Annotated in this window: 9 protein-coding genes; all 9 read right to left on the minus strand. The window is 40.5% G+C overall.

Features of this window, described 5'->3' with window-relative positions:
* Position 1 precedes the first annotated feature (1 nt).
* Positions 2-2305 (minus strand): NHLP family bacteriocin export ABC transporter peptidase/permease/ATPase subunit, encoded by a 2304-nt coding sequence (locus WA1_RS13360; RefSeq protein ID WP_017745254.1) that lies wholly within the window; start codon positions 2303-2305, stop codon positions 2-4.
* Entirely contained in the window at positions 2292-3737 is a 1446-nt protein-coding gene (locus WA1_RS13365) for an NHLP bacteriocin system secretion protein (protein ID WP_017745255.1), read from the minus strand. Before WA1_RS13365 ends, WA1_RS13360 begins: the two co-directional genes overlap by 14 nt.
* Before the next feature lie 151 nt (positions 3738-3888).
* A complete protein-coding gene (locus tag WA1_RS52725) occupies positions 3889-4029 on the minus strand; it encodes a Nif11-like leader peptide family natural product precursor (protein WP_017745256.1) in 141 nt (46 codons plus the stop codon).
* A 317-nt stretch (positions 4030-4346) separates the two neighbouring features.
* On the minus strand, positions 4347-5441 hold the full coding sequence (locus WA1_RS13370) for a cyclic nucleotide-binding domain-containing protein (protein ID WP_017745257.1): 1095 nt from the start codon (positions 5439-5441) through the stop codon (positions 4347-4349).
* Between the two features lie 133 nt (positions 5442-5574).
* The gene (locus WA1_RS13375) at positions 5575-6762 is read right to left on the minus strand and encodes a DUF7005 family protein (RefSeq protein ID WP_017745258.1); all 1188 of its coding nucleotides are present in this window, start codon (positions 6760-6762) and stop codon (positions 5575-5577) included.
* 10 nt (positions 6763-6772) lie between these two features.
* The gene (locus WA1_RS13380; RefSeq protein ID WP_017745259.1) at positions 6773-7552 is read right to left on the minus strand and encodes a MinD/ParA family ATP-binding protein; all 780 of its coding nucleotides are present in this window, start codon (positions 7550-7552) and stop codon (positions 6773-6775) included.
* 78 nt (positions 7553-7630) lie between these two features.
* Positions 7631-10231, minus strand: coding sequence for an amino acid permease (locus tag WA1_RS13385; protein ID WP_017745260.1), 2601 nt, complete (start codon positions 10229-10231; stop codon positions 7631-7633).
* Between the two features lie 147 nt (positions 10232-10378).
* Positions 10379-11812 carry a HAMP domain-containing protein gene (locus WA1_RS13390; protein WP_033335724.1) on the minus strand — a complete coding sequence of 478 codons (1434 nt, stop codon included), beginning with the start codon at positions 11810-11812 and terminating at the stop codon, positions 10379-10381.
* Between the two features lie 354 nt (positions 11813-12166).
* Complete coding sequence (locus WA1_RS13395; RefSeq protein ID WP_017745262.1) at positions 12167-12349, minus strand: hypothetical protein; 183 nt, start codon at positions 12347-12349, stop codon at positions 12167-12169.
* Between the last annotated feature and the right edge of the window lie 517 nt (positions 12350-12866).

Here is a 12866-nt window from a genome sequence, read left to right on the forward strand (position 1 = left end):
TTTATTCCTCCTCCAGGGCTTCCCCTTCTGTGCGGATTAATCGCGAGTACACTCCTTCAACTTGCCACAACTGTTGGTGAGTACCTCGTTGTACGACTTGACCTCGCTCTAGGACGATAATTTCATCACAGTCTCGAATCGTGCTTAATCGATGCGCCACAATTATGCAAGTGCATCCCCGCCGCCGGAGATTTTGGTCAATAATTCTTTCCGTCTCTGCATCTAAAGCACTAGTAGCTTCGTCCATGACAAGTATAGAGGGATTGTTCACCAAAGCGCGGGCTATTTCCATCCGTTGCCGTTGACCTCCACTTAAATTAGCAGCACCTTCCATGAGTTCTGCATCATATCCCCCATTCATTGAGAGGATGACATCATCAATCGCCGCATCCTGACAAGCCCGCTTCAAGTTTTTGTCAGATACAGTGTTATCCCAAAGAGTCAAATTCTCCCTAACTGTGCCACCAAACAACAAGATATCCTGTTCTACCATAGCCACAGAATTAGTCAGTCGTTGGTGAGGAATTTGTTCTCTAAGTTGACTATCAAAGAGAATTTTTCCCACCCAAGGTTGATAAAGTCCGCTTATCAGTTTGGCAATAGTGGACTTACCAGAGCCACTCCCACCTACCAAAGCGACTCGTTGTCCTGGTTTAAGTGAGAGATTAAAATTTTCTATCAAGGGAGGGTCTAAGCGGCTATAGCCAAATGTGAGGTTTTGTAACTCTATATATCCCTGCAATCTCGGCAAAGGAGTAGAGGAAGAAAGAAAATGAATATTTCTGTTGTTTCCATGACTATCACCTTTGTCTTCTGGTGTGCTGTTAACCAAGTTTTTCTGCTCTACTGATGTATCGGTTGGGTTGTCTAGTACATCATCAAGGCGAATCAAATTGCCCTCCAATTCTTGAAGAGTGCTACCGAAGTTGAGGAGACTACTTACAGGTGCTTCAAAACTTTTTACCAAACCTTGAAAAGCTACTAACATCCCGATACTCAGATACCCGTCCATAACCCGTAAACCACCGATCGCCAATAGCAACAAGGAAGAAATAGCTTCTAAGAGGGTGGGTAATATTGAGAATAATTGGTTAGTGACATCCATTTGTTGCTGGCTATTGATCGCCTTGGTATAATAACCAGACCACCGAGAAAAGAAATCTGATTCCAACCCTGATGCTTTGAGTGTTTCTATACTTTGGAGAGCAGCAATGGAAACGCCTTCAGCTTTACCAAAATCCAACATCAATCGTTGATTCAGATCGACACGCTGACGGGAAACCAAGCGCAAGGTGATGACGTTCACCACAGCTAAGCTGACGACAATCAAAGTTAGTAGCCAGTCATATTGAAACATAATCATGGCATAAAAAATTACCATGACAGCATCAATGATTGTTGTTGTCAACTGTCCTGAAAGCACATTAGCAACTTGGTCATTAAGACTCATGCGGCTAGTAATTTCTCCAGCAAATCGTTGGGCATAAAACCCAACTGGTAGACGCAGCATATGCCACAGAAAGCGACTGGACATCCCAACAGACAACTTAATTTTTAAGCGACGCAGGTAGCGCAACCGCAGTAGCGTTAGACACCCTTGGAGTACAGCCGCGATCGCCATTCCTACAAGTAGAGGATTTAGCCAGTCCAGCCTTTGCTCTACCAGGATTTCGTCTACAAATATTTGGCTGAATACTGGTACTGCCATTCCTACCAGAGTTAAGAAGAATCCAGCGACTATACAGTAAACTAAAGCACTTGTTGATCCCTGTAGGCGCTCCCACAAAGACCCCATCATACTAGGTTTACGTCCACCTTTTTTGAACTCTGTGCCTGGTTCCATCACCAGCACTACCCCAGTATAACCCTCGTCAAATTCCTGCAAAGACACACTACGGGGACCTGTAGCTGGATCGTTCAAATAAACCCTCTGTTTGCGAAATCCTTCCACTACTAAGAAGTGGTTAAAATCCCAAAAGATAATATAAGGAGGATGCAGCTGTTGTAGTTGCTCTAGTTCCTTTTTAAAACCCTTGGCCTGAAGACCATAATTTCTTGCAGCCTTCAACACGTTAGATGCCTTACTACCATCACGGGAAACACCACACTCTCGACGCAATTCTGGCAATGGAACAATTCGACCAAAGTAACCTAAAATAATTCCTAAAGCAGCAGCACCACATTCAACTGCCTCCATTTGCAGAAGAGTTGGTGTTTTTATCCGCTTGCTTCTGATAAACAGTAATTTTTGCAGGTACTGCCAAAAATTAATAGGTTGGACTAAGGCAGAATTAGTAAATACCACTGAAAGACCTCAAGATAGGTAGTACAAAAGTGATAGGAGCGCGTTCTTCCACCTGAACTCGCACAATGGTTGTCGTTCCAGAAGAGATTTTCATCTGTGGTCCAGTTGAAGAAGACCACTTGTAACCACTGAAAGTTGTAGAATCTTGTTCTATATCAGCGAAAACCTGTATTAATCCTTCTTGTTTTTGAGAAACTAGACCTTCCACAATTTCTGAATTACCCACGACACTAGCAGCAGCTTCTCTAGTGATGGGAAAAGGCGAGATATTTGTGACATCCCCAGTGATACCGCCGAAGCGTTCTCGCTTTACAGTACTAGGGGTAATTTGTAATTTCATTCCCGGTTGAATTTTCTTACCATCTCCAACTGGGAATAATGCAATACTAACTAGTTTGCTAGATGAAGTCTCTGCCTTGACACTTCCCAAACGGGTTCCAGTATCAATGACTTGCCCAGGAGCAATAGTAACTTCTAACACCTGTCCTGAGTACTGGCTGACGATCTTGCTGTTAGTACTTAACCGTTCTTCTATTTGAGCAATTTCTCGCTTGGCTTCTTGAATTTCTTTTTGTCGGTTAATTGTACTGCTTTGATCTTGTTCAGCTGAACTAGCTAATTTACTATCTAGTTCTTTAATCTGTGCTTGGTAGTTTTTAATTTCGTTGAGATTCTGAAAATATTTTTCTAATGTCTCTGTTTCCTGAACACCGAGTTTATCGAGTTGAGATTTGGCTTGATCGAGATTGGCGAGACTATCGAGATATTGCTGTCGTGCTTCTAACACTGTATCGTCAGAAACTGCTCCCTGCTGAAATAGTCTTTGGCGAACTTCCCATCTTTTTTTTAAGGTTGGAAGTAGCTCGTTCAAAGTCTTTAAGCGATTTTGGAGATTCTGGCGATCGCTTTTAATTGTCATCAATCCTTTCTCTCGCAAAATGGGAGTGAAATTCCTCAAATCTTGAAGAGTTCGCAATAGAAACTGGCGTTGTTCTTGAATAGTCTTTTTGTCTAAACTTTGTCGTTGATCTTGCAGTAAATTTACATCGCTATTCTGCTTTTCTAGTTGGGTTAATTTAGAACGCGATAGTTGCAACTGTTTGCGAAGATCGGCTTGTTCAAGCGTCGCTAGTATGTCTCCTTTCTTAACTCTATCTCCCGCCTTAACATTGAGGGCTAATATCTGACCGGCACTTGTTGACTGTAGTGGCACAACTTGGCGTGGATAAATCAATACTCCTTGTCCATCAATAGTAATAGGAATTTTACCATAAACACTCCAAATTACAGCCACCACTACTAAAGAGCTTAAAGAAGCCAAAGGCAACCAGCTTCTTGGACTAACTACCTGCATGAGTTGGTCTAGTCTTTCAGGAGAAGATAAACGTTCTACAGATTCTTGGCGAAATAGACGGCGCTTTTGCTCTAACATCGATATTCTCTTTATATATGTAAGTTAGCGGCTAATCAATAACGCTATTTTCTCTACCAGATTTTTCATGATAGTTCAATCAAAAAGGGTGCTGAGTTCAGCAATATCCAACATCCTTTTAGTTTTCAGCAGTACTTTTAATAAAGCTTTTTCATTCTGCACTAAAGTCATAACCGGCTGCTAAAATGATTGCTCGACGTTCTTCGAGATTAGATACATTTTCTACTTGGTCGAGAAATGTATCGTCAGTTTTCATTCTTGAGTAAAAAGCTTGAGCGTTTTCAATAGACATAACAATCTCCTTATTACAATTAAATTACAACTGCTATAAATATTTAAGCGAGATAAACAGGAAATTTCAATACACAATTATTAGATAGAACTCGCTGTTTTTTAGATTTAAAGTGTAATGTGTAAACTCAGTTAATTACCGTTCTCACTATTCTTTAATTTTTGAAAATTGCAAGATTCAGACCCCCGACTTCTTTAAGAAGTCGGGGGTCTATTTGTTCGCCAATAATTTAGGATTGCTACAGCACTCTTCCATCATTCTTATGAGAGAAGAATAAAACCAGAAACAATTATGCTTTTTAAGATAAATTACTCAAATCAAGCTATCTTGATTCGTTCTAGCATCCAATCAAATCTTTTTCCAGCTAATGTCATTTTATCTAAAATACCAAGATTCAACTCATCCTCATATTCAACATTTTTATCTAGTGATAGTCCTTGACTATAAACCCTTCGACCATATCCAATCTGACTTAGAATTTCTTGCAACCTATTAGAAATCAGCATAGCAATCACTCGATAGAAACGAGATGAAAATCCTAGATCTTGCTGTAATTTTACTGCTAATTGCTGTCGGGGAATTGACAAAGCTATTGAGTCTTCAATTGCCTTAACTGTTGTAGAGGGTAAGCGCCCATCAAGGAAAGGTGTTTCTCCTACTATTTCACCTTTCGATAATCTTGCTATTTCTCTACCGATGATTTCATTACCTTCAATAGCCGCAAAAGCACGAACTAAGGGATTACGTTCATCCTCAAAAACATACAAAGACATTTTTCCACCCAAGATAATATATAACGCATCTACAGAACCTGTTTCATAAATGACTACTTGATTAGCAGGAATTTTTTGGGGAACGCCACAAGCCATCATCCAGTCAATGTCACTATCATGTAGTTCTGCTAGAACGAATAGCATATCTTTCAAAGACTTACTTTGTGTAAGGTTACGCCTGCCCAACTGACTAATGATGCTTTGTAATCTGTCTAAAAACATAATTGCGATCGCTCGATAAAAGCGGGAAGAAAAACCAGCATCCTGTTGCAATTTTGTTGCCAATTTTTCTTGAGGAATCGACATGATTAATGATTTTTCTAAAGCCTTAATAGTAGTGACAGATGGACGAGTATTTACAAAAGGCACTTCTCCCACTACCTCACCTCTTGATAACCTATCAATCTCCCAACCTGAGTTGACACTACTATCAATAGCTGCAAAAGCCCGATTCAGAAGACTGTCACCGGATTGAGGAATGCTAACTGTCAACATCCCATCTAGTAATACATATAGAGAATCGACAGTTTTTCCTGATTGGATAAGTACGCTACCAGGCGTTAAATTTCTCTGATGACTATTAGCAACTATCCAATTAATATCGTTATTGCTCAATTCTTTTAACAAAACTTCTGTCATAATTCAATTATCCTCAGTTGTATTTATGTTGGACTGCAATAGACACCAAATCAAGAACAGGTAAACATACCAAACATTTATAGAACTCCTATCTTTTTCCTCCGTTCTCTCTGCGTACTCTGCGGTTCAAAAATCATTTATTTAACCACAGAGGCGCAGAGAACGCAGAGGTAAGAGGTGAGAAGGCTTGTTTAATCAGCAAGTTGAATCCTGGCTCTGCTAATTCTTCCAGCGTCAAATAAGATAATGCAATGAACATTTGGAGTTGGCGATCGGGATCTGTTAAATCATGAATATACTCTGTATGAAAGTGCTGCAAATTTATTGCAGCTGCCTTCACCAATGCTTGTAGAATTTTAAAAGCACCATTAGAAAGTGGAGGTTGACCCCGATAGTTTTGCAGTCTACCCCCCTCTCGGTAATCAGGAAAGGACTCCATGCCGATAAAATGTAAAAACCAATCGGCTCGATAATACCCTATGGCAGCTACAATACCCCTGTAGTCGGCAATAAGTTCGTCAAAGGCATTGTTTCGCATTGAGTTAAACAAGCGATGTGTGAAATAGTGGGTACATTCATGTTCCAGCCGAATTGTTACGGATAAATTTTGCCATACAGATTCCTTAAGACCAATTTCTTCGGCTGCAACATTGCTATAAGGGTTGTCGCTCAAAATAATGAATCTATCTTGATAGAGTTCTTTCTGTGGAGCTAGGCGTTGTAACTCCAACGCCCAATGACTCGCAGAGCAATGACTGGGATTTTGTAACTCCCATTGTTGGCGATACTGGCGAATTCTATCCCAGTTGTTGAATCCACTGACTATACAGGCTCCCATAGATGCAGGGACTGGTAGTGGTTCATTTCGCATTGTAAGAGCTTGTACCAGAGAAACAAAATCCTCACGGTTTCCAGCTAACAAAATCGGTATATTGCCAGCCAAGCTTGGATGTATTCTTAATTGGAGTTGCTCTGGTTGTTTCAAGACTAAACCAGTCGCCTCAACCATGTTATCGGCTAATACGCCCTTACGGGTAGCACGTCTATATGCCTGAGTCTTGCTAATACCCTCCTGGATGGGAAACTGAAATTGCACCAGTCGTTGCTTGAGGGCGGTAAATGCTCCGACAACTTTTGCTGCTGCAGCATATTCTTCCCAAGTAGCTAAATGAGCTTCAGGGGGTAAAGGCAATGTTATGGGATGGTTGAACTCGTGATGATGAAATACATTATGGTTGTATGCCAGTAACTCATCTATCTCTGAGGTATTAGCACCGTAGGAAGCAAGTATACCAGCACGAAATTGCTGTTGATTATTCATAGGTGATTAATTAAGCAATATCAGCAACTTGTTCAACAATTCTTTTGATAGCTTGGCTGATAGGATGATCGGGGTACTGCACAGAGAAAATATCTTTGCTGGCTAATTGTATCATATCTTCAGAGAAGGGCAAAATACCCGCTACGGGAGCGTTGTAGATACTCTCTACTTGTTGTTGCAAGTCAGCAAAATTTAAGCTTGGTAGTGCCTTATTAATCACTAGCAGCATTTTTGGGACTCGTAGCTTGCGAGCTACATCCACTGTGACAGCAGTTCCTTGAAAGTCTTGGTGGTCTGGACGAAGAATGACGATCAGAACATTAGAAATCCCAATGGAAACTAAAGTTTCTTCGTTCAAACCAGGATGAGTATCAATGAACAGATAGTCTAAGTTCAGACTACAGATGAGTTCTTGAAAGCCATCGTTGAGTCGAGCGACATCATATCCCTCACGTAAGATCCTAGCAATTTCACCAGCTTTAATACTAGAAGGAATTAAGTGAAGACTACCGTTGATTTTATTCGTATTCTCTTGTCTGCTTATAAGAGTATGAGTAACATCGTAAGCAGTATCTTTCATCTCACAACGTCCCCATAGGTAGTCATTGAGAGAATGTTCAATTTTGTCTTCCTTCAGACCAAAAATCACATGAACCCCAGGGGACTGGATGTCAGTATCAATAATAGCCACACGTTTGCCCTGTGCTACCATAATAGCCGCGACATTAGCAATAGTGTTTGATTTGCCAGTGCCACCACGGAATGAATGAACAGATATAATTTGTGCCATAATTAACCTCCTATTCAAAAATTAATCCTCGTTTGTTGTTTGCCAATCTCCCTACTCCCTACCCCCTACCCCCTATTTTCAAGACAGCGATCGCTCTGGAAATGTGAACTTTAACCAGCAATTCTCACTGATGAGAGGTAGCAAAACTTTGCCACTGGATAACCTTAAGTCAAACTGCATTTTTTTGTTGCCACTCTCAATTTCCACAAGTGTAGGTAAACTGTTAGATTTATCGTCATAGTTACTTCCATGTGTCCACACTCTCATTTCTTTTTCACTTTTGGTTGGTAGGCAAAAGATAGCATAACGCAGAGATGAGAGTACAGGAATATCCACAGTAGCGGCTTGGTGGTGTACTTCACCTTCGGCATACCCCAATAGCACCTCTGCGATCTTTGGTTGTCCACCAACAGTGATTGTGAAGACAGAATGCCCACCTTGTTGCTGGTCATCTCGCAGTTCTATAACCACACGGGAGGCAAAAGCGCCATAAAGTTTCATCACTACAGTTGCTCCTAGTGATAATAAGGCAATGCTCAATGCACTGATACGCGCCCAAGGATTTTGCCAGATGAACAGACCGTGAACAAACAAAATTCCTAAAAAAATGCTATATATGCCCACACTGAAAAACGGATGATTGAGGATCTTGAAGACCACTCCGGGCATAAGTTCACCTTTTTGCCGACTAGAAACCAATAGTAAAATTGGGAAAATACCACCAACAAGGGAGTTACCAAGTACGCCAGCAAAAGCGAGTATATTAGTGAATGATTGCGTACCAGCAAAGAATAGCCACTCAGTTAGCAAAAAGACTAAGACTAACGGGCTGATGGATAAAAAGAAGCGCCTCTGGTTCAGGAGATTCATCCAGGAGCGTGATATCTGACTCTTGCATTCAGGAGTCGTATTATTGAGTTCAACTTTCCAACTGGCTTCGTAGGCTAAGAGCATTGATGAAGTGATTTGCAGATATACACGATCGTGATTAGCTGACCGGATATCTAACATCAGGTGGGTATCCCATTGCCGTAGATCTGGAAATTGAGCCAATAACTCTTTAATCTCCCAATGCTCAGTAACTGCAATCTCTACATGATGGGTGTTACCTTTTAACTGAATATCTATCTGAAACTTTGGTTGAGCATCTACGATTCCCAAGTAGCTTATACCAATATAAAGAACACACGTAGAATTACCAGAGGGATGATGAAATATTAATGTTCCTCCCTGGCGAGGTAACATCAAAACAGGACGGTCTGGAGCAGGTAACCACTCCTTCGCTAAGTTGACTAAAAGACTTGAACTGCGGAGCCAAGCCATTCCCAAAAGCAGGGTAACTAAAACTGCTCCCAAGACTGAAACAATAGGACCAATTTGAAGAGCTAGTGGTTCTAAGGCAGTTCCTGACTGTCTAGCTAAAATTTGAGGTGCGATCGCTCCATTAACAACCAACACCCAGATGCAAAAAAGCAAAGTTAAAAAAGCAGTTCCCGCGACGCTACCCCAAATTAGAGACGAAGCGCTAGGGTCGCGGGGAAGTACAATTTTGGCACATTCCCCTACATAGACGTGTCCAAAGTAAAGCATGAGACTCACACCAAAAACCCTTTGTAATATCCAGGGTTGGAAAGGCTGACCATTGAGAAAGGGTAAGTTTACATATGAAAGGTTTTCTAACTGCATATGTCCCAATGCCAGCAGTAAAAGGATGAAAAGCAAACTCACATTGATTGCTGCTAGCAATACCAGCACCGCAACTGTAAAATTAAGGGATTTGCGCGAAAGTAGGTATAATCCAGCACCAAAAAATAATAGAGTCCAAAGTTCTGCTGGTATGTGGGTAAAGTTTGCCATCGTCGTTGACAAACCAATGTAACAAGCCAACGCTATGAAAAAAACCCGGATACCAACAGCGATCGAAAGTATGAATGAACCTGCTTCCCCTAAGTAATTAGATACTAACTGTTTGATAAAAGTATGACCATAGCGAAAGTCGCCACTACGACCAAAAGCTTCTGCCATGCAAGCCATAGTCAGACTGTTAATCACACCAACGATGAGTAAAAAGGCAACAGTGGCTAATGGTCCAATATCAACCACGGCAATGGGTAAGGCTAAGAAAGCTTGGGGTAGGCCAAGAGCAACTGTGAGTAAAGAGGCTAGCCAGAAAGGTGGTAAAGATTCAATTCTTTGTGATATTGCTGTCAACATCCAACGCAACTGTTCGATTAATGTGACGCTAGATGCAAAGATATTCAACAGCTGTGTTCTATACAGACGGGAGTAAGAGAATTGCACCGCTTTTTCATCCAAACCCAAAGTTGCCCGAATATTAGGCACTGCTTGATAGGTGAAAGTATACTTCCGTCCAAGAGCTTGGGCGATCGCAGCCTTCAGTCTGGGGTTCTCTGGCACTAGGAATGCCCACTGGCTAGCATGACGTTCCAGTTGCTGAATAGTAGGGTGCAGTAACGGCGTATTTCCTAAAGCAAAAGTTTCTAAGAAAGCCAAATCACGCTCGTTAGCAGATTGTTCTGTCAGAGAAAACTCTACACGCGATCGCGCTGCTATCTGGGCTGTTCGACTCTCGATTAAAAACAGTAGTGTGTTGGCTCGTCTGGCAGGTAAACCGACTAACACCTCCTCACGCGATATCAGTTCATCATCGGATGACATACTTATCACCTCCTGGCAGCTGTAATAGATTTAATCTTTCATTTAAGAACATTCAAAAATGAGGAGTAGGGAGTAGGGAGTGGGGAGTAGGGAAAGAGAAATTTTCATTGGTTCTGGTGTACGCAGTTCGTGATGGCTACTTATCTATCAACTGGGTAGATTCAAAGCCGAGCGCTCCTTAAGGGATTGTACTTGACTCTGCAATCGTTGGTAGTAATCCCTCTCACTTTCGCTAGCAGTTACTTGATTTTTTTGAATCTTTTGAATTTTTTTCTGTAACTTCTGAAAGTGTTCATTTCCTGTAATTTCCTCAACATATCTAGCTCTTTTCGTGTCGTCAATTTCAATGCGAAGTTCTTGCACTTGGATTTTCAGATTCTGATTTCGCATACTCACTTTTTTAGCCATATCTAAGTAGACACGAACTAATTGACCGATATCATCTTGGCTATTAGAGACTTTAACCAAGGAATTATGTGCTTCCTGATTAAAATCTTCATTTTCTAGTGCTTGTGCTGCTGCTGTCAGGGAGCGAATTGGTCGAGAAATTTTAGAACTTAGCAACAATGCAATAATTGCAGTAATTCCTCCCACAATAATTACACTACTAACATTGAACAATACGAGATGATTCAAAGGAACTTCAAACTGTTCTCTAGATTGACTTATTCCTAACACCCACGGCTCTATTTTCATGGGAGCAAAGCCCACAATCATTTGCTTTTTTCCAAAGTCAGAATAATAATTGGTATGACCTGTTTGCTTAGCTCTCACCATCACTTTCAACTCGGGAATATTTAAGCTTTTAATCGAAGCGAAATTATCTCCTCTATCAGATAATATCTGTTTATTTTTCTCTAGTGAGAGGGGGACAATAGTATTATATAAACGGGATTTATCGGGATGACTGACGATTACACCCTCCTTGTCAATGAGAAAAGCATAACTCTGATCAGCTAGTCTTAATGAATCAACTATCGTCCAAATACCTTGTCCTTTGATTTTGAGTACCATCACTCCTACAATTGCACCGCTTTCCGTTTTCACTGGAGAGGAAAAATACAATCCTGGTCGTCTGGTTGTTCTACCCATTAAGATGCTAGATACGTAAGCTCGTCCCTGAATGGCAGAACTGTAGTACTGGCGAAAGGTGTAGTTTTGACCAATGAATATAGGATCGGTGGCAGCAATACATTGACCTTTAATGTCTAAAATATAGGCAGCATCAAAATCTGGATTGGAACGGTAAATGTTTTCTAGAGTTTTTTCCAGTCTTGGACGTAAGCTTTTTCGTTGGTTAGGTGTGGTAGCAGACAGGAAATCCACTACATTGAGATCGCCACTAACTTGAATCACAAGATGTTGAATATCAACGATCAATTGATCGAGGCGACTAGCAGTACTAGTCGCTAGTAACTCTAGCTTACGGTATTCAGCCGTTTCCACACGATCTAAGCTCTCTCGCAGATTGTAATAAGCTGTAAAGCTCATCGGTATGAAAACTGCTGACATCAATGCTACGGAAATTTTAGTAGCGATCGGCCAAGCAGGTATGTAAAATAACCGATGGAGGTTTTTCATAGGTATAGATAGCCGTAACCTACTACTGGGGTAGCAGATTACGGACTTGAATAAAACTTTACCAAAATCACCTTGCACTTATAGCATTTCAATTAGTTAGTGAACGTTTCTACAGTTCGATCCGTTCCAAATATCAAAAATGTTCAAGTGGCAAAGGTGATACACAAGTGCAAGTAGCTCGATCTGGCACTATTGACATTAGATGATGCAATGTATAGCAGTCCTATTTGAGTTGTAAAAATTATTAACCACAAAGACGCAAAGAGCACGAAGAAAAGAGAGAAGTGAGAATTTTACAAATGATTTAGGATTGCTATATGTCATCTAACTGAAATTAGTACTTAATTAACCTCGTTATTTGTGGAATGGAAAGGTTTTAATAGGTCTTACTCCAACAAAACCGCGAAATTCGGGAGCTTGGCCTGGTTTACCACGGTATTCAAACTTTGGCTTTGCGCCACCAGCTATATCCTTTAAATCTTCTTCTGAAAACTCAACGGTGAACTCTTGATTGTTTTCTTGGGTATTGACGGACATGAATTTTTCTCCTTAGAATAGTTAGAAAGACAACAAAAGAAAGACAAAACAAAAGAAATAAACAAGAAGTTTGTTTGCTAGATTTTTGTTTCTTTTGCTTCGTTAATCTAATACTAATATCACTCCAAAAATAAGTAAATACGCTAAATAGAAGAACAAAAAATACTGTATTTTTACTGTGTGTTCTTTAGATACTTGATGAGAAATAGGAATTTGATATTCAATTAAGCTTTAGATAATGGTATTATTACTAATAGGACAATCTTATCTAATTTGTGATAAAGTATAAGTATTTGTAGTGGTGAGCATTGCCCACCCTACGTGTATTTCAAAAATCAAATAGGAGTGCTATAGCAATCCTAAATCATTTGTAAAATTCTCACTTCTCTCTTTTCTTCGTGCTCTTTGCGTCTTTGTGGTTAATAATTTTTACAACTCAAATAGGACTGCTATATGCAGGTTAGAATTCAATACTACTCGAATAAGCGGAAATTAGAACCCCGGTTTCTTAAAGAAA

This window comes from Scytonema hofmannii PCC 7110 (assembly GCF_000346485.2).
Classification (GTDB): Bacteria; Cyanobacteriota; Cyanobacteriia; order Cyanobacteriales; family Nostocaceae; genus Scytonema; species Scytonema hofmannii.